The 21883-nt window shown below is 44.7% G+C and carries 16 protein-coding genes; 8 read left to right on the plus strand and 8 right to left on the minus strand.

All coding sequences use genetic code 11. From position 1 onward, the window contains the following. Nucleotides 1-4 precede the first annotated feature (4 nt). Entirely contained in the window at nt 5-3214 is a 3210-nt protein-coding gene (locus tag ACHKAR_RS00755) for an efflux RND transporter permease subunit (RefSeq protein WP_395415767.1), read from the plus strand. Between the two features lie 36 nt (nt 3215-3250). Beyond that, a complete protein-coding gene (locus tag ACHKAR_RS00760; RefSeq protein WP_395415768.1) occupies nt 3251-4642 on the plus strand; it encodes a TolC family protein in 1392 nt (463 codons plus the stop codon). Here ACHKAR_RS00760 and ACHKAR_RS00765 read toward each other — a convergent pair. Then, the gene (locus ACHKAR_RS00765) at nt 4636-5880 is read right to left on the minus strand and encodes a D-alanyl-D-alanine carboxypeptidase/D-alanyl-D-alanine-endopeptidase (protein ID WP_395415790.1); all 1245 of its coding nucleotides are present in this window, start codon (nt 5878-5880) and stop codon (nt 4636-4638) included. The genes ACHKAR_RS00760 and ACHKAR_RS00765 overlap by 7 nt on opposite strands. Nucleotides 5881-6087: 207 nt before the next feature. Between ACHKAR_RS00765 and ACHKAR_RS00770 the strand changes: the two genes are divergently transcribed. Continuing rightward, the gene (locus ACHKAR_RS00770) at nt 6088-7377 is read left to right on the plus strand and encodes a cation:proton antiporter (RefSeq protein ID WP_395415769.1); all 1290 of its coding nucleotides are present in this window, start codon (nt 6088-6090) and stop codon (nt 7375-7377) included. A 20-nt stretch (nt 7378-7397) separates the two neighbouring features. Further along, a complete protein-coding gene (locus ACHKAR_RS00775) occupies nt 7398-8027 on the plus strand; it encodes a GOLPH3/VPS74 family protein (RefSeq protein WP_395415770.1) in 630 nt (209 codons plus the stop codon). A 19-nt stretch (nt 8028-8046) separates the two neighbouring features. Here the strand turns inward: ACHKAR_RS00775 and ACHKAR_RS00780 are convergent, their stop codons facing one another. Next, nucleotides 8047-8496, minus strand: a complete 450-nt coding sequence (locus tag ACHKAR_RS00780; protein ID WP_159580425.1) for a hypothetical protein — start codon at nt 8494-8496, stop codon at nt 8047-8049. Then, the gene (locus tag ACHKAR_RS00785) at nt 8493-9590 is read right to left on the minus strand and encodes a potassium channel family protein (protein WP_395415771.1); all 1098 of its coding nucleotides are present in this window, start codon (nt 9588-9590) and stop codon (nt 8493-8495) included. Before ACHKAR_RS00785 ends, ACHKAR_RS00780 begins: the two co-directional genes overlap by 4 nt. 443 nt (nt 9591-10033) lie before the next feature. Here ACHKAR_RS00785 and ACHKAR_RS00790 point away from each other — a divergent pair, with 443 nt between their 5' ends. Continuing rightward, on the plus strand, nt 10034-11815 hold the full coding sequence (locus ACHKAR_RS00790; RefSeq protein ID WP_395415772.1) for a glycoside hydrolase family 15 protein: 1782 nt from the start codon (nt 10034-10036) through the stop codon (nt 11813-11815). On the opposite strand, the gene ACHKAR_RS00795 is transcribed toward ACHKAR_RS00790, so the two are convergent. From ACHKAR_RS00795 to ACHKAR_RS00805, 3 genes are all read right to left on the minus strand, one after another. Next, entirely contained in the window at nt 11810-13981 is a 2172-nt protein-coding gene (locus ACHKAR_RS00795) for a bifunctional alpha,alpha-trehalose-phosphate synthase (UDP-forming)/trehalose-phosphatase (RefSeq protein WP_395415773.1), read from the minus strand. The two genes, ACHKAR_RS00790 and ACHKAR_RS00795, sit on opposite strands and share 6 nt — an antisense overlap. A 90-nt stretch (nt 13982-14071) precedes the next feature. After that, nucleotides 14072-14875 carry an exonuclease domain-containing protein gene (locus ACHKAR_RS00800; RefSeq protein WP_395415791.1) on the minus strand — a complete coding sequence of 268 codons (804 nt, stop codon included), beginning with the start codon at nt 14873-14875 and terminating at the stop codon, nt 14072-14074. Continuing rightward, entirely contained in the window at nt 14872-15474 is a 603-nt protein-coding gene (locus tag ACHKAR_RS00805; RefSeq protein WP_395415774.1) for a hypothetical protein, read from the minus strand. The genes ACHKAR_RS00800 and ACHKAR_RS00805 overlap by 4 nt, the downstream gene beginning before the upstream one ends. Before the next feature lie 190 nt (nt 15475-15664). On the opposite strand from ACHKAR_RS00805, the gene dnaB reads away from it, so the two are divergent. After that, entirely contained in the window at nt 15665-17212 is a 1548-nt protein-coding gene (gene dnaB, locus ACHKAR_RS00810; protein ID WP_159580415.1) for a replicative DNA helicase, read from the plus strand. Continuing rightward, nucleotides 17213-18205 (plus strand): quinone oxidoreductase family protein, encoded by a 993-nt coding sequence (locus tag ACHKAR_RS00815; protein WP_395415775.1) that lies wholly within the window; start codon nt 17213-17215, stop codon nt 18203-18205. A gap of 53 nt (nt 18206-18258) precedes the next feature. On the opposite strand, the gene amt is transcribed toward ACHKAR_RS00815, so the two are convergent. Continuing rightward, nucleotides 18259-20508, minus strand: coding sequence for an ammonium transporter (gene amt / locus ACHKAR_RS00820; protein WP_395415776.1), 2250 nt, complete (start codon nt 20506-20508; stop codon nt 18259-18261). Nucleotides 20509-20757: 249 nt separating this feature from the next. Beyond that, nucleotides 20758-21078 (minus strand): tetratricopeptide repeat protein, encoded by a 321-nt coding sequence (locus ACHKAR_RS00825; protein WP_395415777.1) that lies wholly within the window; start codon nt 21076-21078, stop codon nt 20758-20760. 67 nt (nt 21079-21145) lie between these two features. On the opposite strand from ACHKAR_RS00825, the gene ACHKAR_RS00830 reads away from it, so the two are divergent. Then, a complete protein-coding gene (locus tag ACHKAR_RS00830) occupies nt 21146-21883 on the plus strand; it encodes an electron transfer flavoprotein subunit beta/FixA family protein (RefSeq protein WP_159580407.1) in 738 nt (245 codons plus the stop codon).

A 21883-nucleotide genomic window follows, 5' to 3' on the forward strand; every position in this document is an offset into this window, starting at 1 on the left:
GACTATGAGTACTATAAAAGGTCTAGTAGCCTATTTTGTTAAGTATCCCATTCTAGCCAACATTCTGATTGCACTGACCCTGTTTGGTGGTGTGGTGAGTTTCCTGAATACGAAGAAATCCTTTTTTCCAACGGCTAAGGACAGGGTAATCAATATCGCTGTGACTTATCCGGGAGCCTCTCCTGAGGAGATGGAAGAAGGGGTGACCACCAAAATAGAAGAGGCACTCAAATCAACAGCTGGGATCGATGAGATCACTTCCACCTCTTCAGAAAATAGCGCAAGCATCTCCATTCTTACTTTTGACAACTACGACATAGACGAGGTATATACGGAGGTTAAAAATGCAGTAGATGGTATTTCTTCATTTCCGGTAGGAGCTGAAAAACCCATCGTTTACAAACAGCGTCAGCGCTCCACCGCGCAGTGGCTGGGTCTGACGGGAGATGTAAGTCTTAAAACACTCAAAGAATATGCTGAGGGGATAGAGGATGATCTTTTGGCTACAGGAGTAATCAGCCAGATCAACGTGTCTGGCTTTCCGCCTCTGGAGATATCTATAGAGGTAAGCGAAGAGACCCTGAGGAGGTATAACCTTACATTTGATCAGGTAGCCAGTGCGGTCAGATTGAACAACAGGGATATTTCTGCAGGATCTATTAAATCTGCCAATGAAGAGATTCTTATCCGATCCAAGGCCAAGGAAACAGAGGCTGATCAGATATCAGAGATTGTGGTGCGAAGTAATACTGATGGAAGCAAGCTGCTTCTGAGAGACATAGCAACGATCAAAGAACAGTTTGCAGATGAGCCTAGCAAGGCTTTGCTTAACGGTAAGCAGGCTGTTTTTTTGGAGGTAAGAAAACTGGAAGCTGAAGACCTGACAGAAATCTCTGAGGCAGTAGATGCCTATGTGAAGGATTTTAATGCCAAAAATGACGCTGTACAGCTGACTACCACCTGGGATTTCAATAACATGCTGACACAGCGTCTGGATTTGTTGACTTCTAATGGTTTGGTAGGGCTTCTGTTGGTTTTGCTTTCGCTTGGATTGTTTTTGAGCATCAGACTGTCATTTTGGGTGGCATGGGGTATCCCCTCATCTTTCCTGGGGATGTTCATCTTGGGGACATTTGTGGGACTCACAGTGAATATGATTTCGCTGTTCGGAATGATTCTGGTGATTGGTATTTTGGTGGATGATGGTATTGTGATCGCTGAAAATATCTATGCACACTTTGAGAAGTCGAAAAACCCCATACAAGCTGCTGTAAGGGGCACCCTGGAAGTACTCCCAGCGGTATTCACGTCGGTGGTTACCACGATTGTAGCATTCCTTCCTTTGTTGTTCCTCACAGGAGGATTCGAGTTTCTGAAGGATATGGCCTATGTGGTGATCTTTAGTTTGAGTTTCTCACTGCTGGAGGCATTTTTTATCCTGCCGGCTCATCTTGCCAGCAAGAAGGTGCTGAGTGTGAAGAAAGAAGACACCCGAAGTTATAAGATCAGAAAAGTACTGAACAATGGCATTGACTTCATGCGATATAAAGTGTATGGCAGGATGCTGAGCTACTCGATGAAGTACAGAATGGTATCCATGGCGGTGCTGCTTGGTTTTCTGATAGTAGTGAGCGGGCTTCTTGCAGGGGGGCAGATCAAAGCAACCTTTTTCCCTCAGATCCCATTCAATAGCTTCAATGTGAACATTTCCTTCAAACCCGGGGAGCGTGAGCAGAAGGTGGAGTCTTACCTGACAAGGTTCAATGATGCCATTTGGAAAGTGAATGATGACCTAAAGAAGGAGTTTGAAACAGAGAAGGAAATTATCACTTATACTTTCACCAATGTGGGCTTTTCTGGTGATGGTGAGAGCGGGTCACATGCGGGTAATGTAAATGTAATGTATGAAGAGTTGGACGAGTATGGGATCAACCAGTTTGACCTGATCAATAAAATCAGGAAGGAAATTGGGCCTGTACCCGAAGCTGAAAAGTTTAGTATTGGCGGAGGCAACCGATGGGGCAAGCCTGTTTCTATTATGCTGCTTGGTAAAAATTATACAGAACTCAAGGAAGCTAAGGACTTTTTGAAAGCAGAATTGGAGAATATCTCTGACCTGAAGGAGATTCAGGATAATGTGCCTGTAGGGCGAAGGGAGATGTTATTTGATTTGCGTCCTGAGGCCTATTTTCTGGGCTTGACGCACGATGACATCACACGTCAAATGCGTCAGGGTTTCTTTGGTGAGGAAGTGCAGCGCTTCATGAAAGGCAATGACGAGCTCCGTGTGTGGGTGCGTTATCCGAATAGTGGCCGTGAAAGTATAAGTCAGCTTGAAGATCTTAAAATTAAAACTGCTTCAGGGCAGGAATTCCCACTGACTCAGGTGGCTGATTATCGTATTGAGCGTGGGGTGTCCGGGATCAAACACTTCAATTCATCAAGGGCGGTGACGGTAGAGGCTGATTTGCAAGATCCTTTTGCAGAAGTGCCACCCATCATCAAAAGAATTGAGGACACGATTGTACCTCAGCTTAAAGCAAAATTCCCTTCAGTATCTATCGATTACGGAGGACAATCTAAGGAAAGCGCCCGTGCGGGTGCAGAGATAGGCTTGTTTTTCGGAGGGGCGTTTTTGTTGATTTTCTTTATTCTGATGATCACCTTCAGGTCCTTTTATCAAGCCCTCCTCATTGTAATCATGATACCCCTGGGTTGGTTTGGCGCCATGTTTGGGCATGGTGTAGAGTCATGGATCAGCGGTCGTGAGTTGCCCGTTTCCTTACTGAGTGTATGGGGTATGGTGGCACTCTCTGGGGTAATTATTAATGATGCCGTTGTGTTCTTGTCCAAGTTCAATTCGTTGGTGAAAGACGACGGGCTAACGGTGTATCAGGCAGCATATGAAGCCGGAATCGCCAGATTCAGAGCGATCATGCTGACATCTCTGACCACAGTGCTTGGTTTATACCCACTGATCAAAGAAACCAGCTTTCAGGCTCAGTTTCTGATTCCGATGGCCATATCTGTGGCTTATGGGGTGCTGATAGGTACTTTCATCATTCTTTTGTTCTTCCCCGTTCTGATTCTGGTATTCAACGATTTCAGAAGGGCATTGCGATGGTTGTGGACTGGTGAGAAACCTTCCAGAGAAGATGTGGAGCGTGTACTGTTGGATGAGAAGCGCCTGGAGGAATACAAGGAATCAGCTTAAATCATTACTTTTTTTAACAAGACAATTTTGAAGTAAATGAAGTATTATACTTTACTCATTCTTTTTATAGCCGGTGGTTGGTTGGCACGGGCCCAAGAGCCACTTTCGCTTAGTGATGCCATTGCCATTGGGTTGGATAAGAACTACGACATCCGCATTGAAAAGAGAAACGTGGATGTGGCCACCAATAATAATTCCTGGGGTGAGGCTGGGATTTTACCTTCCATTTCCCTCGATCTTCAAAGTCAGAATAGCATTAGAAATCAGCAGTCGGACAATCAATTTTTTGGGGGGCAATTATTTCCAGGATTTGAGCTGAACGACCAGCGGGCTTATGCGCTTACTCCTTCTTTGCAGGTGAGTTGGTTGATTTTTCAGGGCAATAAGGCTATTATCAGTAAGCGAAGACTGGATCAGCTGCAAGCCGAATCCATGCAAAATGCCGATGTAGTAGTATCGAATACCCTGCAGGCCATCATACTTGCCTATTACATGGCCGCTCTTGAGAAGGAGCGCCTGGATGCTTTTGAAAAGCAACTGGCACTCAGTAGAGATAGGTACGACTATACCAACACCAAGTACGAAATGGGAAGTGCTGTTACCACGGATCTACTGCTTGAGGAGAACAACTACCTCACGGACTCTGCCAATTACATCAACCAGATGTTGACGTATCACAATGCCATCAGAGCACTGAATGTGCTGCTGGTGAGTGATGATATTAATAAGGACTACACCCTGACTGATGATCTCAAACTGGAGGAGTATGACTACCAATACGAGGACCTGGAAGCGGTGATGCTTTCAGAAAATGTGGATCTAAAGAAAATCTATATTTCCCAGTCTATTTTGGAAACACAGGTGAGACAGAGCCGGGCAGATCTCTTCCCCACGGTAAGACTCAATGGTGGATACAATTGGAACAGAAGTGTGTCTGACCTTACCAGTGCGACGTACATAGGGCCCAATCCCGATTATGAAAACCCACCAGAGCCATTGGTTTCCAAATCAGGTACCTATTTTGCCAATTTCACTTTGAGTTTCAATCTATTCAATGGCGGCAAAGTCAACCGTGCCATTCGCAATAGCATCGTGCAGGAGGATATTGGAAACCTCAGGATAGATCAACTGGAGACTAGTCTGAAGCGAAGCCTGAGTGAAGCGTATGAGCGGTATCAGATCAGAAAACAACTGTATGGAATCAATGCACTGAATGAACGATCTGCGGCCACTAATTTGAGCATCTCACAGGAAAAGTTCAAAGGAGGCACCATCAACTCATTTGATTATCGGGTGGTTCAGAATAACCACCTGGCGGCCACTAACCAGAAGCTACAGGCCCTGTACAATTTGATCGATTCTAAGGTGGAGCTGATGCGCCTTACCGGAGGGCTGATTTCTGAGAATGGCTCGGTGAGCGATCAGTAAGCATCCCTTACCGCTTCAAGCACCCGCTGCATTTCTCTCTTCACGTCACTGACAGGGGAAAGGTAGTTGTTATTCATGAAGGAAAAGATGAGGATCCTGCCCGAGTTGGTCTTGATGTAACCGCTTAGACAATGATTGTTGCTAAGTGTTCCGGTTTTGGCAAAAACATAAGGAGGGTTTCCAGGATACCAGTTTTTCAGAGTGCCGGAGACACCTCCTGTGGGAAAAATCATTGTGATTTCATTCCACGATAGCTGACCATAGATGAGGGCAAGTATTTCCACAAGGGCTCTGGGGGTAAATAGATTATATCTCGAAAGCCCCGATCCATCCACCCACTGTATGGGCGAAGAAAGGTGCCATTCTGAAAGGAGGTGATTTCTGAAGGCGTCCGGATTGTTATATCCGCTATATCTGGCCGCTGTGATGAGGAGCTGCTCGGCCAGAAAATTATCGCTGCGTTGCATCATGAGGGTAAGTGCAGGGACCAGTGCCTCATTGTACAGCGTGGTGTAGTTGCTAAGAGGAGCTTTGCTGAAGGATACCGGAGCATTGGTAGTATCTGACAGGAGCCTTGCCAGAAGCTCATTGCTGTAGTCAAATGGAATTTTCCTTTCAAATGAGGAGGTGTCGTACTCCATCCAGATATTGAAAAGATTGAATTTGCGTTCCCTGTAAACAAGACTCCCGGGTTTTTCTCCTACAAATAAGCTGATGTAGTCTTCGAAAAAAGCGGGCACCACACTCAGTGTGTCCCTGTTAAAAATTCTGACTTCATTACCATAAATGGGCATCCAGGATCGCTCCGTTTGGTAGCTGTATTGATAATCGTCCCAGGCCCACCCAGGCCCAAATGGGGTGAGTTCGTTATCGGGCAAATGAATCTCTATTGGCTTGTTTTTGAGTCGGTTAATTACCGACTGATTGGGAAAGTCTGTGTGTAGAAAGGTAGGGTCTCCCATTGGCTCCAGCCGGATAGTATCAGCCATTTGTTGAACCAGAAATGAAGGAATGGAATCGGGAAGAGAGGTAAGGCATGCGTAAGTGGTTAGGATTTTTGTGTTGGAAGCAGGAGTAAAGTGCAGATCTGCATTTTTTGTTTTCAGATACTTCCCTGATAGCGGATCATAAAGTACAAATCCCGAGAATTCGTTTCTGAAAATTTCCGAGTGTTTCAGATATGCATCAATATCTCTGGACGTGGCCAGTTTTCGCAGGGAGTTACAGCCGAAGAGCATAATCACTAAAACACAAAATATTGCAATATGCCAGAATGGTTGATTTCTCATGTTGTCAATAAAAATCCGCTTTTATTTAGAATTATGCTGGATTTTAGGCTATTTTAGGAAGGAATAAAAGTTAACCATTATTTTTTTTGTAATATTTTTGTTTTTATTTTGGCATTGCCAATATGGACTAATTTCTAAGCCATTACAATTCACCAAATGAGTATACTCGACCTAATCACGTTATTAATATTTCTAGCCGCTGTATTTACCTTAATTAACATCACGGTTCTCAAACTTCCAAGTACTATTGGGCTGATGGCTATTGCCCTCATGATGTCCGTGGCAATCCTATTGGCTGGTTATATATTTCCGTCCGTTACCCGGGGTGCGGAGCATATCATCACAGAGTTCGATTTCAAAGAAGTTCTGCTTGGTGTCATGCTGAACTTCCTCCTTTTTGCCGGGGCCTTGTCTGTTGATTTGAAGAAACTTCTGGAAGAAAGAGTGGCCGTGTTAGTATTGGCTACAGTAGGTACGCTTCTCTCCACTTTCATTGTGGGTACTTTGGTTTACTACATTTTCCCTGTGCTGGGTGTCGAGATTGATTATATCTTCTGTCTCCTATTCGGAGCATTGATTTCTCCTACAGATCCGATTGCGGTGCTGGCCTTGATTAAGAAATTTGGGATGTCCAAGAATCTGGAAATTAAGATTGCGGGCGAATCTCTTTTTAACGATGGAGTAGGGGTGGTTATCTTTTTGACCATATTAGGAATAGCTCAGTCTACCTATGGTGGAGCCGAGGCTGCTCATGGAGCTCATGGAGCAGGTGAAATCACAGCATCTTCTGTAGCCCTCTTGTTCGGTCAGGAGGTTGTAGGTGGTGTCTTGATGGGCGCGATATTCGGTTTCTTAGGCTTTAGGCTTCTAAACTTTATTGACAATGACCATGTGGAATTGGAAGTGCTTGTTACCCTTACCCTCGTAATGGTTGGAGGAAGACTTGCTGAGCTAATCCACGTTTCTGGACCACTAGCCATGGTGGTGATGGGACTCTTTATAGGCAATGAAGGGAGAGATGAGAAGTTGGCCAACGCCACCGGAGAGTATGTGTTTAAGTTTTGGCACTTGCTGGATGAAGCCCTTAATGCTATTTTGTTTATCCTGGTAGGCCTGGAGATGATTGTGATTGCAAATACCTTCTCACCTACGAGCTTCCTTGTAGGAGGTGCTGGCATCCTGATTGTGCTTACTGCAAGGTTTATTGGAGTATCCCTCCCTATAAAAGCCATGTCTATTTTCCGTACTTTTGAACCGAAAACGATTATTATTCTTACTTGGGGAGGTTTAAGAGGAGGGATATCAGTAGCCTTGGCACTTTCTCTCGCTGAATTCACCTGGATGGAGCCAGTCATTAAGGAGACCATTTTGTTCACAACGTATTGTTGTGTGGTTTTCTCCATTCTGGTTCAAGGCCTTACAATGGGATTTTTATTGAAGGATTAAAATAATAAAAACGATTACTTATGAAGATTAGCATAGCTGAGGGTTTGTATTTGATTGCCCTTGACGATGAAGAAGGACGCCTTTTAGCTGCGGCTGAAAAGACGATTGTGCCAGGACTGATTAGTGCTGCTATTCTTGAGCTTCACCTTCTGAAGAAGGTAGGGCTGAAAGACAATAAGATTTCGTCTGTGGAGCAGTCTGGTACCGGCAACGGTATTCTGGACGGTATTTTGAGAAAACTCAAGACCGGCTTGGACTTTCTGGATGCTGTGGAAGATCTATCGCATCATTTTAAGGATATACAGGAAGACCTTAATCAGCTATTGGTTCAGAGAGGAATTCTGAGGAAAGAGGCTACAAAACTCATGTGGATACCACTTTCAGAGAGAATGGATAATGCTAATTACTCTTTCGAACAGGATATCAGAAACAGTCTGAAGACCATTGTATTCAAGAGCGCTAAACCGACCATATCTTTTGTGATTTTAATGTCCTTGATCTACGACTGCCAAATTCTGAGCGAGGTTTTTAGAGATAAGGATGAACTGATCGATGCTGTGAAAGTGGCCAAGGATATGGTGGACTCACCAGTACTTACTCCGGAAGTTTCTACGGCGCTAAAAGAACTGAAGAAGTATTTTGGAAACTAAATGAAGAGTTATGAGAAGACTACTCCTTACCCGGAGTAGTCGCTCTGCTACTTCTAAGATTGCTTTCTTCTAGTTGTAATAACTCTGTTTCCTCCTCATTTAAGTAGTAGTTAAATAACCGGTTGAAATCCTCGTTCACTTGCTCAACTGGTCTTTTGCTGATAGCAGCATAGGTCAGCACCTGAAAATCTCTCATCGTCCGCAAATAAGCCATCACGGTGTCTTGCTTTTCCATCAGCTTATTGGCTCTGAAAGCCATAAAACCAAAACCTTCGTGCGGATTGTTGTTGTCTTTCTCCAGGATGAGGTATTCTATGCCATCCACAGTGATTTTATCAAAGTTAAAGACGATATCCTCGTGAATTTCTCTGGGCCTGAATGCCTCACCCTCGTTGATGTCACGATTTTCACAGCCATAAATCGTAAGCACTGTGACTATGGTAATTGCTAAACGTCTGTAGGTTTTCATTTCTTATTCTTAGATGTCTCTCTGATATATCCTTCGTCCACTCCGAATACTTTTCTCAAAAGCTTAAAGGCTTTGCCATTCATGATGATGATAACATAGTCCCCCGGAGCTATTTTAAGCTCACCCAGTGGATTTTTGATCAGTCTTTTGTTGCCGTACTTATCCCTTTTGGTAATGCCTATCAGTACCGCATTGAAACGCTTTTTGAGGTCGAAAAACACTTCCTGATAGGCTTTGCCCACGTAGGGGTTGGTGGGAATGACAAGAAGCTGCTTGATATCATAATCACCGTCACCTCTGGCAAATGACATAATGGATTCACTATAGCTGGCTACGTCCGGCTCGAACATGTAGGAGGCTAGTAGTTTAGAGGAGATTTCGTGCTTGGATATGGTGTTGGTAACTCCGGCACTCACAAAGGTGTTTTTGAGATCACCGTTATCGAGAGTGACTACATAATCGAGGTTTGGGAATATCTTCTTAAGGTTCAGGATATAGACCAGCTTTTCTGTGTCATTGTCCAGATTTACAAAGACAATAGAAGATTGTTCAATGTTGGTTTTCTTGAGGAGTTCCTGGCTGCCAAAATCACCGTACAGTGTAAAAATGTTTTTGGTTCCATACAGATCTTTGATGTGATCGATGTCCTCCCGATTGTTGGTAAATATAGCTACCTGTTTACCTACACCGATCAATTGTTCGAGGACCATTTTTCCGAACTCATTCCATCCGATGATCACCGCGTGGCCTTCGAATGTCGTGCCATTGTAGCCTAGTTTTTTATTTTCCTGAATAGTAGCCATAAGGTTAGTGAATTGACCAATTAATAATCCGTAAATACCCAAACTCAAAAAGATGAAAATGTAGCCAATAGCTCGCCCATATACCGTGGCGGGGAACAGGTCTCCGTAGCCCACAGTAGTAAGCGTGACGATAGAATACCACACGGCATTCTGCATATCTCTTATTGCCGACTGGTTGCTGTCTTTTTCCACATATACCAGAGCGGCGAGTAGTAGAAAATATACAATAAAGCCCGCAACAATTTTAATGGCTATGCTAAACGTCTTATTATTTATGAGGTCTTTGAGCATGTGATGATCTTACAAACGAACCAAATATATATAAAAGGTTTCTCTTATAGTTCAATTCTTTGCCGATTGATAACTTTGAAGAGATAGTTTGGATATTCTGGCCAATTTGCTGAAATATTAAGATTCAGTCGAAAAAATCTTGCGAACATTTTTGGTTTTGGTTATGAAGTAATCCACGAAATGTTATATTTCTGAGGAAATGTTTCACTTTTCTTGGTGTGGGGTCGATGACCACCCGATGTTATCAGTTTTGGAGAGGTAGATGCCGAAGGGGAGAAAAGCATGAATGAGGGGATGTTCTATGGGAAGTCAAATTATCGGTATTTCAAGAAAACTAATTGAAAATTATTTTTATTATAATGTATTATCCTTTTATTTTATGAATTAATAAAAATTACCATTATTCTTTGAATCTCACGTACTCTCAATAAAAAAATTATCCTATGCAAAGACACACTTATGATTATGGTGTAATTGGCAATTGTGCATATACCGCTCACATTCACACTGACACCAGCATAGCCTGGATGTGCTGGCCGAGATTTGACAGCAGTTTTATTTTTGGTAGCCTGCTGGATAAGGAAAAGGGAGGTGAGTTTTCTGTGAAGCCACTGGAGCCTGATTTTCAGACCAAACAGTATTATGTAGAGAACACCAATATTCTCTGCACAGAAGTGGTTTCAGAAACCGGAAAGTACCGGGTGACTGATTTTGCACCACGGTTTTATCAGAATGATCGTTACTATCGCCCCCTCATGCTGGTGAGGAAGATAGAGCGTCTGGATGGTAATCCCAGATTGGTGGTGAAATGTGCACCTAAAGGAAATTATGGTGAAATCACCCCACAGGCTACGATGGGGAGTAATCATATCCAATTTTTGGGACTGGATGCCCACGTGCGTTTGACCACCAACATCTCCCTCAACTATGTGATGAGCGAAGAGAGTTTTGTCTTGAACGAGAATAAGTACCTGGTCTTTACCTACGGAGCACCGCTTGAAGGGCCACTGCTAGAAACCATTGAAAATTTTCTATACAAAACGAAAAATTATTGGCGTGATTGGGTGAAGACAGCCAATATTGTCAACTTTTATCAGCGTGCAGCCATCCGGTCAGCTCTTATCCTTAAAATTCACCAGTATGAGGATACCGGAGCGATAATAGCAGCAGCTACTACCAGTTTGCCTGAGTCGCCCGGGAGTACGCGAAATTGGGATTATCGCTATTGCTGGATGCGGGATACCTACTATACCCTCAATGCCTTCAATAACATTGGCCACTTTGAGGAGTCCGAAAAGTATTTTCACTACATTCTCAATACCACGATAGAGGAGACCAATCGCTATCAGCCACTCTACGGCATTAGTGGACAGAAAGCCCTCATAGAGAAGGAACTGGATCTGGCTGGCTACATGGGGAATCAGCCAGTGCGTATTGGAAACGACGCATACACACACATTCAGAATGATGTCTATGGGCAGGTATTGATCTCATTGTTACCTCTTTATGCGGATAAGCGAATTATATTCACCGAGCGATTTGACTCATCGGAGTTGGTGAGCAAAACTCTGGATATGATTGAGAAGACGTTTGACGAAACGGATGCTGGTTTGTGGGAATTCAGAAATTTGCGTCAGCATCATTGCTATACGTATCTTTTTCACTGGACTGGCAGTAGTGCCGCGCTGAAGATTGCCGAAGTGATAGGGGATAAGGCCATGGGGGAAAAGGCTGCTCGTTTGCAAAAGCGCTCTCGGGAGATGATTCAGAAATGCTATGTGCCTTCGAAGAAGGGCTATGCTCAGGCTGTAGGGGTGGAGCGGATGGATGCCAGTACCTTACAGCTCATTATGATGAACTATCTGGATGGCAACACACAGGAAGCAAAAGATCATCTGAAAGCATTGGAGAAGGAGCTACATGCGAAAGATGGACTCTTCTACCGCTATAAGCATCAGGATGATTTCGGCGCTCCGGAGACTACTTTTCTTATTTGTGCATTCTGGTACGTAGAGGCTCTGGCCTGTGTGGGCAGACTGGATGAATCCATCAAGTATTTCGAGAACATCCTCTCTTACTCTAACCACGTGGGGCTACTCAGTGAAGATGTCAACGAAAAGGATGGTGGTATGTGGGGTAACTTCCCCCAGGCGTATAGCCATGTAGGTCTGCTCAATGCAGCCTCCAGAATTGCCAGAAAACTTGATAAGCCTGACTTCTTATAGCAGGCTTTTCAGGAGTTTTCTAATGTCATGGAAGTCAGTGACCCGGTATTTGGCTGCTGATGAGGTGGTGCCTACCTTGATGGTGTAGGCACTATCTGGCATGACCTTGAAAGTGTCCTCATCTGTCCAATCGTCACCGCAGGCCATCACAAAATCTGAGGGGTGCTTATTGAGCCATACAGTGGCGGCACGCCCTTTATCTATTTCAGAGTTTTTGATTTCCACTACCTTATTGCCTTCCAGCACTTTCAGGTTTCTGTCTACAGTAATGTATTTCAGGTGGCTGGTGAGTTCTCTTGTTCGGGCCTCTCCAAGTCCGGTTTCTACCTTTCTGTAGTGCCAGACCAGTGAGTAATCCTTTTTCTCCACAAAACTTCCGGGAGTACGATCCACATATCCATCCAATACCTTCATGATTGGACCTTTCCAATTGTCATTTAGGCTGGTAAGTGTCCTGAATTTCTTCCCTCTTTCTTTGATCCAAACTCCGTGCTCGGCTATGATTTCCAGGTCAAAGTCTGATAGCCACTCCTCAAGGGTGTCTCTGCCTCTGCCACTGATTACCACCACGCGGTTTTTCTTGTCTGCGGTTAGTTTGGCAAGGATCGTCTTCAGTCCTTTATCAGGTTTGGTTTTCAATGGATCACTGTCAAACCCTACAAGGGTGCCATCATAGTCCAGGAAGATCATTCGCTTCTTGGCGGCCTGATAACTCTTAGTGAGTCTGGAAGTAATGGTTTTATCCAGTAGTTGGGTCTCCAGTGCCTTCTGCTCATGTTTGATGTGGTGGAGACGCTCCATAAAAAGGTTGACCCAATGATGAATGTTATACCTCTGCAGCGATCGCTGCATGCTGATCATATTGGCCATCTGCTTTTTGACAGGCATCGTCAGAGCTGTTTTGATGGCATTGACCAACTCTCCCATGTCGTTGGGATTGATGAGGATGGCGTCTGAGAGTTCTTTGGAAGCTCCGGCCATTTCGCTGAGGATCAGGACACCCTTTTTGTCCAGCTTACTCGCGATGAATTCCTTACATACCAGGTTCATCCCGTCTCTCATAGGAGTGACCATGGCCACTTCCGCCATTCGGTAAAACGCAGAAAGTGCGTTGAGAGGGAAGGATCGATAGAAGTAGTGAATGGGTGTCCAGTTCAATCGGGAATAATTTCCGTTGATCCGCCCTACCAGGAGGTCTATTTCCTCTTTGAGTTCCTTGTATTTACCCACCTGATCTCTTGAGGGCACCACGACCATGAGCAGAGATACTTTTTCTCTGTAGTCCGGGTTTTGTTCCAGAAACAATTCGAAGGCTTTGAGCCTTTGTGGAATACCCTTGGAGTAGTCGAGCCTGTCGATTGAGAGTATGAGCTTCTGAGCACCGATGGATTCTCGATATCGGGCCTCTCTTTCCAGGGTCTCTTTTGCGGCAGCAGATTCGGCATATTTGTCATAGTCAATACCCATGGGTAGGGCATCCACCATCACTTTTCTGTTGTCTACATTGATCATGCCATTGCTATTGCCCAGCCCCGCCAGTCTGTTGACCGACGAAAGGAAGTGCCTCATGTCATCATAGGTGTGGAACCCGAGGAAGTCAGCTCCCAACATGCCCTCCAGCAGCTCCCTTCTCCAGGGTAGTAGTCTGAAGGATTCGTAGGAGGGGAATGGGATGTGCAGGAAGAAGCCAATGCTTGCCTTTGGGGCAAATTCCCTCAACATTTCAGGCAAAAGCAGCAGCTGATAATCGTGTACCCAAATGGTGTCTTCTGGCTCCAGTACCTCAGCGATGGCACGGGCAAATTTGCGATTTACCTTCTGATAGGCACGCCACATGTCATCATCAAATACGATGTATTGATTGAAGTAGTGAAAATTGGGCCAGAGGGTTTCGTTGCTGAAGCCTTCGTAGAACTCTTCGATTTCGGTATTGGTGAGAAATACCGGCTTCATGCTCTCTGTTTTCAGCTTTTTGGTGATCTCTTTCTGATGATCTGCTTTAGAAACCGCCAGGCCAGGCCAACCAATCCAGATGTTGTCACCATCTTTGTAGATAGACCCTAGTCCGGTGGCAAGTCCACCTTCGCTGGGCATGTAGTTATATTTACCGTTCTCCTGAGAGATTTTTACAGGTAATCTATTTGATACGATGATCGTTTTGGCCATAATACTTTACTTTCTCTTTTAAAGATACAATCCTTAGTCCTCTTTTGTTAGAAAAGAGTGATGGGTCAATGCAAAGAATGGGCCGGGGCTTTACCCAAAGTTATTTCTTAATCTTATCTTGGTTAGTCTTCGTTTGGTGTCCAGAGGGAAATCACCTTTCATCATCCAGTCATAAAAGCTGGGCTCTTTTTGTAAAACTTCTGACACGAGCTTGCCGCGATGCTTTCCGAAATTGAAGGTTTCCTCTCCTTTATCGTTGTAGACCATCCTGCCAGCTAAATCCACCATTTTCTGATTGGTTAGTTCATGAAGGATGTTCATGTCATTTTTGATTGTACCCAATTCTTTTCCCAAAAGATCCTTAACAGACTCACCTTCATACTTGTCTATCTGAGCCATAAGTACCTCGTAGGTTGCCTGAGTATCAGCCAGGGCACTGTGGGCATTTTCCAGGGGTTTGCCACAGTAAAACTGATAAGCTGCTGAGAGGTTTCGTTTTTCCATCAGATGGAAAATTTTCTGAGCATCCACCAGTTTTCGGTTATCCACCTCAAAATCTACATTCGCTCTTAAGAACTCCTCTACCAACATGGGCACATCAAACTTAAGGATGTTGAACCCGGCAAGATCACAACCTTCCAGCCATGTAGCCAGTGATTTAGCTACTTGCTTGAAGTTGGGTTCGTCCTTGACATCTTCGTCATAAATACCATGAATCAAACTGGTTTCCAGGGGAATAGGGATGGTGGGGTTGATGCGACGGCTTTTTTCTTCTACGGTGCCATCTGGCATTACTTTGAGTAGCGCCATCTCCACTATTCTGTCATTGGCAATATTGGTGCCTGTGGTCTCCAGATCAAATACGACCAATGGGTTTTTTAATTTGAGCATTATGCCTTTGATTTTAGAGCTGAGTAAAACTGATCATCAGAGACGCCAATGCGGTTGAGCAATGCCTTGGCTCCGGCAGCATGATGAGGGAACCGGTCGTTGTCCGTCTTGTAGATCACAGCCCCTCCATTCGTTTTCAAAGAAAAACCACCTGGAACCGGCTCTGCATCAAGAGAAGTATATTCTATCTCTTTTACATCCTCACGCTCCTTTTTTCCCATGAGTAAAGCCACATCGTCATCCTCAAAATAGAGGAAACAACCCGCCTTGGGTAGATTGTCGGCTAAGGTCTCAAACTCTGCCAGGTAACTATCGAAGGAGTTGTAAGAAGAAGGGATGTCTTCTTCTATTTTGTGAATCAAAAGAATATGAATGCCTAATTGATGAAAGATGGCTTTTCCGTTATGCAAGGCATCACCACCCTTCATGATCACAATGGGAGCGTCTGTGCTGGTGAATTCAATGCCAATGGTGTAGAAATCGGCAGGTTTCTTGATGTGCTTTAGAACGATCTCTACTATTTCGAAAATTTCATCTACACCATGGTTGCCTCCAATGTATATGCGCTGTTTATTTTTTAATAGGTCTGTGTTTATCTGCATGGGTTTGTCATCTCTGAATTTCAAAAATAAACCAAAAAGGATCGGGGGCAAACTTTTAGACACATTACACAGGAACTAGATTTATCCACAGGGTGGTTTGTTGGTAAGTGGTGCAAAATCACCCGAGTTGGAAAGGTGTCAAATCGCAGCCTAGTGTCTAAGTTTGCTTAAGGAATTTAAAACGTAAAAAATGGAGGGAGGGAAATCATCCGCACTAAAGACCACAGCTAAAAACAGGAGACTCACTGTAGGGGATCTTTCCAGGCAACTGGGAAAAGTGCCACCACAGGCGGTGGAAATTGAGGAAGCTGTGCTGGGTGCCCTGATGCTCGAAAGAGATGCCCTCACCAATGTAATCGAAATATTAAAACCTGAGAGTTTTTACAAGGATGCTCACAGGATGATCTTCGAAGCGATTGTTCAGCTGTTTAATAACAGTGAGCCTGTGGACATCAAGACGGTTGTTCACCGCCTAAGGAAGAATGGGCACCTGGATATAGTAGGGGGAGCTTATTACGTGTCGGACCTCACGACCAAAGTGAACTCGGCAGCCAATATTGAGTATCACGCGCGGATCATCGCTGAGCAATCCATCAAAAGAGAACTTATTCAGATTTCCTCTGAGATCCAGCAGGATTCATATGAGGACACCACCGACGTTTTTGATCTTTTAGATAAAGCGCAGCAGGCTCTTTTTGATGTGTCTGAGTCCCATATCAGGAAAAACTATGATAAAATGAATGCCCTGATGCATCAGGCCATTCAGGAGATCGAAGACCGAAAAAACCAAAAAGACGGCCTCACAGGTATTGCCAGTGGATTCACCTCTCTGGATCGGATTACCTCAGGTTGGCAGCGGTCAGATTTGGTCATTATTGCGGCCAGGCCGGGTATGGGTAAGACCGCTTTTGTCGTATCTGCATTGAGGAATGCCGCCATTGACTTCAAAACACCTGTGGCCATCTTCTCACTGGAGATGTCTTCCGTACAGCTGGTACACAGGATGGTTTCTGCAGAAGCCGAGCTGGAGAGTGATAAACTGAGACGAGGAAACCTGCAGGCTTATGAGTGGCAGCAGCTGATCAGCAAGACAGGGAAGCTTTCAGAAGCCCCCATTTTCATTGATGATACACCCGCATTGAGCATTCTGGAGCTTCGTGCCAAAAGCCGAAGACTCGTAGCGCAGCATGGAGTGTCCCTCATAGTGATTGACTACTTGCAGCTGATGACGGGCGATACCTCCAAGAGTAGTGGTGGTAATCGTGAACAGGAAATTGCTTCGATATCAAGGGCATTGAAAGGAATAGCCAAGGAATTGAATGTGCCAGTGATTGCTCTGTCACAGTTGAGTAGAGCAGTGGAAACACGAGGTGGTGACAAACGTCCACAGCTTTCCGACCTTAGGGAATCTGGATCTATCGAGCAGGATGCCGATATGGTAATGTTCCTTTACCGACCTGAATACTACGGCATGACTCAGGATGAAAATGGTATGCCATTGCAAGGGATTGGGGAAGTGATCATTGCTAAGAACAGACATGGTAAGTTGGAAAATGTTCAACTGAAATTCATCGGTAAATTCACCAAGTTTGAAGACCTGGATGCATCCATCAGTGCTACCAATGACACTTATGGAAGTTCCTTCCCAACCACCGGTCCTTCTAATTCGGATTTCACCATTACCATACCAAGTAAGGCTAACAAGAAGGATGGTGGTGATGATGAAATGCCTTTCTAGATGAAAGCGATTGTTGTCAGAGCGATTGATCAAAAGTATCAGCTGGAGTTTTCAGAAGTTTCTGATCCGGTTTTGAAGCCGGGCCACTGTCTGGTAAAACTAAAAGCTGCTGCTCTTAATAGGCGTGACTACTGGATTTCCGTAGGGAAATATCCAGGCATCAAAGATGGTGTGGTTTTGGGCTCGGACGGGTGCGGAGAGGTAGAAGCTGGTGAGCCGGCCTGGATGGGCAAGTCTGTGCTGATCAATCCAAACATCAACTGGGGGAATAACCCCGAGCATCAATCTTCTCAATACTCTATTCTGGGTACCCCTGAAAATGGAACTTTCGCAGAGTATCTAATGGTACCAACAGATCGGTTGATCGAAAAACCCCACTATTTGAGTGATACAGAGGCTGCTGCATTCCCACTGGCTGCCCTCACCGCATATAGGGCGGTATTCAGAAAGGCCAACGTTCAGAGAAATCAAAAAGTCCTGGTCACGGGTGTAGGAGGCGGGGTGTCTCAGTTCGCTTGTACTTTTGCTTTGGCTGTTGGTGCTGAAGTGTACGTGACCAGCAGCAGTGACGATAAGCTGACAAGAATGATGAGAATGGGTGCCTCCGGCGGGTTCAACTATACTGACGCGGGCTGGGTGAAAGAGACAGGCGGAAAAGTGAATAAGTTTGACGCCATCATTGACAGTGCAGGGGGGAATGCCATTAATGATTACCTGAGACTTATTCAGCCGGGAGGCCGTATTGTGGTGTATGGCAGCACCACGGGAAAAACGGAAGGACTTGATTTATTCAGATTGTTTTGGTCGCAAGCATCCATTGTGGGGTCTACCATGGGCAACGATGAGGAATTTGCGTCTATGGTTGATTTCATTACCAGCCATCAGATTAAACCAATCGTTGATTCCGTACATCCATTTGCAGAGGGTGTTGAGGCTATACGCCAAATGGGAAGCTCCAGTCAATTTGGTAAGGTGGTGCTGGAGATGATATAAAAAAACGTCTGACCTGAGCCAGACGTTTTCAAGATGAGATATTTCAGCGATGCTCAGGGTTTGATGCCCATGACTAAAATGTCCTCGGTTTGGTCTTCTTTACCTTTCCAGTTTTCCAGTTCTGTGGTAATATTTATTTTCTGGTCGGCCATGGATTTTCCGGCACCCTTCTCCAGGAGTACCCTGAATTTGGTGGTGGAATATCGCTTGCCGCTTTCATTCAGTTGGTTCGGAAATCCTTCTGTACACAGGAAGAAAGCGTCACCTTTTGAGTAGTCTATTTTGACTCGTTCAAATTTCTTTTGAGCTTTCCCGGACATACCCAGCGGAACATCCAGCCCTTTAAATTCTGTAAGGATACTATCTAGCTTTTTGGCATATAGCTTTACACCTGATCCCGACCCTGAATAATAAACCCTCCTTCGGACCGTATCTACCAATAGCATCCCAATTTCTACACCTTTTCTCACTTCCTCGTCGGCTTTGGATTGGCCAAGTGCCATGGTGAGCTTTTGATCCAGAATTTCGAGCACTTTCTCTGGGGCTAATATTTTTTTGATTCCCACTATCTCATTGAGCTGAGAGATGGTAAGTGCCGTAATAAATGCACTCGAAATGTCGGGATCCTGGGAGGTGGCGGCTATGGCGATGTTGTATCCTTTTTCCTTGCCATGCCAGTAAAATCCCGACGATACCTTTCCTTTCGGTTTCAGTAAAAGGAAAGAATCTTCAAATACGCTGGTGATGGAGTGTTCTTCTCCGAGTAGCACATCCTGCATGTTGCCGATGACATCCATTTTATCCTTGTAAAAAGAAAGCTCCACCAGATCAACCGACGAGGTGCTCTTGTCCCTTTGCTCCTCGATGATACCGGAGAGGTACCTTACAGCCTTTAAAGTGGGTACCACATTGCCAGAGTCGTCGAGGTATTGTACACCTTCGTTTTTGATCAGATTGATGCGGGTTTCTCGAGGCAGGTTGAGGTATTCATCCACTTTGAAGAGGTTGTATGCCCGCTCGCCCACTCTTACTGATACTTGACTCACCGTTTGCTCAGGTAGTTCATCCAGCTCCATGGACTGAACCTGCGCTCCAAATATGGCGCCATCTACCTCTTCATTAGGGGAGAGTCTAAGTCCGATTGTGGATTTAATCAACATGAAAATGAGGTAGGAGACCCCTACAGTGAATACGAAGCACACGATGATCCCAAAAATTTGTACGACGAGTTGAGTGCCTCTGCCGTGCATGAGGAACTCTTCTTTTCCGAAAAGCGCTACGCAAAGTGTACCGAATACGCCACCAAATCCATGCACTGGAATGGCACCAACGGGATCATCCAACTTCCATTTTTCTGAAATAATGATATATGAAATATTATGAATAACACCGGCGAGTAGCCCAATGATCAAACTACTGATAGGGGAGACCACGTTGCAGCAAGCCGTGATGGCTACCAACCCGGTGAGAGATCCGCCAATGATCTTTTCTATCAGGTCCTGATTTTTTTGAAATATTTTGGCGTGTAGATAAGCGCTGAAACAAGCGCCAGCCGCTGCCAGGTTGGTGTTGAGAATGATGAGGGGCACGGAGGTATCAAAGGCCAGGGCACTGCCGCCATTGAATCCCCACCAGCCCAGCCAAAGGATCATCACGCCCAAAACGCTGTATGCGTAATCAGAAGCTTTCACCGGGATGAGTGTGCCCTTGGAGGTGAATCGTCCCAGGCGGGGCCCTACCATCCAAATGCCGACCAGACCTACCCAAGCGCCTACAGAGTGTACTACAGTGGAGCCGGCAAAGTCCATAAACCCAAGACCAGCAAGCCATGGTTGATTGTCTTCATTGAGTAGGTTTCCCCAGGCCCAGTGGCCAAAAATAGGGTATATCAGAACCGCGGTAAATAACGATGCTATGAAGTACGGCGCCAGGGCGGTCCTTCCAGACATAGCACCGGAGACGATCGTAAGAGCTGTGCCTGCAAAAGCAAGCTGGAAGATGAAGAACACCAACGGATAGCCGGGTTCCAGATCATTGCCAAAGAAGAAACTTGTACCAATGAACCCTCCGGCGGAGGTGCCAAACATTAACCCAAAACCGATGATGAAGAATGCAAGACTTCCCGCTACCCAGTCCATCAGGTTCTTAATGCCGATTCCGGAGCGGTGTTCAGATTTGACCAGGCCTGTCTCCAATACCTTGAAGCCGGCCTGCATGAAAAAAACGAGTGCTGCTGAGATGAGAATCCAGAGCGTGTCAGTGGTGTTGAAACTATCTGTCTGAGAGAGTTCTAATAGATCCATAGAAGTTGGTTGGTTGGTTGAAAACTACGGAAATTTAGATAATACTTTCTTTTATTAAGAATTACGCAATTAAATGTTAATTTATTTACATTTTATATTGCTAAATGGAATAATTGTTGATTATTTAATAATTGAAGGTGGGCAAAGAATCAGTTTTTTATAAATAATGAAATAATCAATTTTAGATTCAATAAAAGACCGAATAAAATTTTAAACTATTCTTTTTTTCAGACTTATAGTTCTAATAATTCATTCCTCAAATTGGAAATTCATATAAGCGGATCGTAACTCTTTGAGGGCATGCGCTTCATTGAGTTCAGTGGCCATCTCTATACCGGCCAGGTAAATTTGCTCAGCTCTTTTTCGATCACCTAGTTCAGAGTAGAGTGCCGCGGCATGATAATAGGTGCCGATATATTTCGAATGATTTTTTAGTAATTCTTCAAACAATTGCGCACTTTTTTCCTTATTTTCTTGAAGGTGTTCCAGAGCGAGCGCGTATTTTGGAAAAGGGTCATTTGGGTCATCCTCTATGAATTTCTCAAGCTGCCTGATGCGATCTGTGTTCATCCTATGTTGATATTATTTACTAACTTCGAAGCCTTAATATTAACCCTAAATTTTTAAGAAAAAGAGAATGAAAATACTCGTTTGTATTACACACGTACCCGATACAACGTCTAAGATTTCTTTCACAGACAATAACACAAAGTTCGACAAGACCGGCGTGCAGTACATCATCGGCCCCTATGATGATTATGCCCTGGCAAGAGCTGTGGAACTGAAGGAGTCCTCGGGTGGATCCATCACTGTGTTAAATGTGGGAGAAGCCGAAACCGAGCCTACCTTACGCAAGGCTTTGGCCATTGGTGCGGATGATGCCATCAGGATCAATGCTTTTCCAAGAGATGCTTTTTTCGTGGCAAAAGAGATTGCCAAGGCTGCTCAGCAAGGTGAATATGATCTGATATTGATGGGACGTGAGTCGATAGATTTCAACGGAGGTCAGGTACATAGTATGGTAGGTGAACTGATGGGGTTACCCTCAGTATCTCCCGTGATGGTGCTGGACATAGAAGGTAATACAGCAAAAATTCAGCGGGAAATAGAAGGAGGTAAAGAATTTATGGAGCTGGATCTGCCTTTCGTGGCAGGTTGTCAGGAGCCAATTGCCGAATGGAAAATCCCTAACATGCGAGGCATTATGTCGGCTCGTTCCAAGCCTTTGAATGTGGTGGAGCCATCTACCGATGATAAAGCCACAGAAGTAGAGGTGTTTGAGCTACCACCAGCGAAAAGCGGGGTAAAACTCATTGATCCGGATCATCTGGACGAACTGGTTAATCTATTGAAGAACGAAGCAAAAGTATTGTAA

Source organism: Marinoscillum luteum (assembly GCF_044005705.1).
GTDB lineage: Bacteria > Bacteroidota > Bacteroidia > Cytophagales > Cyclobacteriaceae > Marinoscillum > Marinoscillum luteum.

Excerpts from the sequence above, each read along its gene's own strand:
- ACHKAR_RS00760 (WP_395415768.1), top strand. The coding sequence starts at position 3,251 with ATGAAGTATTATACTTTACTCATTCTTTTTATAGCCGGTGGTTGGTTG.
- ACHKAR_RS00780 (WP_159580425.1), bottom strand. The coding sequence starts at position 8,496 with ATGAAAACCTACAGACGTTTAGCAATTACCATAGTCACAGTGCTTACG.
- ACHKAR_RS00805 (WP_395415774.1), bottom strand. The coding sequence starts at position 15,474 with ATGCAGATAAACACAGACCTATTAAAAAATAAACAGCGCATATACATT.
- ACHKAR_RS00775 (WP_395415770.1), top strand. The coding sequence starts at position 7,398 with ATGAAGATTAGCATAGCTGAGGGTTTGTATTTGATTGCCCTTGACGAT.
- ACHKAR_RS00785 (WP_395415771.1), bottom strand. The coding sequence starts at position 9,590 with ATGCTCAAAGACCTCATAAATAATAAGACGTTTAGCATAGCCATTAAA.
- ACHKAR_RS00755 (WP_395415767.1), top strand. The coding sequence starts at position 5 with ATGAGTACTATAAAAGGTCTAGTAGCCTATTTTGTTAAGTATCCCATT.
- ACHKAR_RS00770 (WP_395415769.1), top strand. The coding sequence starts at position 6,088 with ATGAGTATACTCGACCTAATCACGTTATTAATATTTCTAGCCGCTGTA.
- ACHKAR_RS00790 (WP_395415772.1), top strand. The coding sequence starts at position 10,034 with ATGCAAAGACACACTTATGATTATGGTGTAATTGGCAATTGTGCATAT.
- ACHKAR_RS00815 (WP_395415775.1), top strand. The coding sequence starts at position 17,213 with ATGAAAGCGATTGTTGTCAGAGCGATTGATCAAAAGTATCAGCTGGAG.
- ACHKAR_RS00795 (WP_395415773.1), bottom strand. The coding sequence starts at position 13,981 with ATGGCCAAAACGATCATCGTATCAAATAGATTACCTGTAAAAATCTCT.
- ACHKAR_RS00825 (WP_395415777.1), bottom strand. The coding sequence starts at position 21,078 with ATGAACACAGATCGCATCAGGCAGCTTGAGAAATTCATAGAGGATGAC.
- dnaB (WP_159580415.1), top strand. The coding sequence starts at position 15,665 with ATGGAGGGAGGGAAATCATCCGCACTAAAGACCACAGCTAAAAACAGG.
- amt (WP_395415776.1), bottom strand. The coding sequence starts at position 20,508 with ATGGATCTATTAGAACTCTCTCAGACAGATAGTTTCAACACCACTGAC.
- ACHKAR_RS00830 (WP_159580407.1), top strand. The coding sequence starts at position 21,146 with ATGAAAATACTCGTTTGTATTACACACGTACCCGATACAACGTCTAAG.
- ACHKAR_RS00765 (WP_395415790.1), bottom strand. The coding sequence starts at position 5,880 with ATGCTCTTCGGCTGTAACTCCCTGCGAAAACTGGCCACGTCCAGAGAT.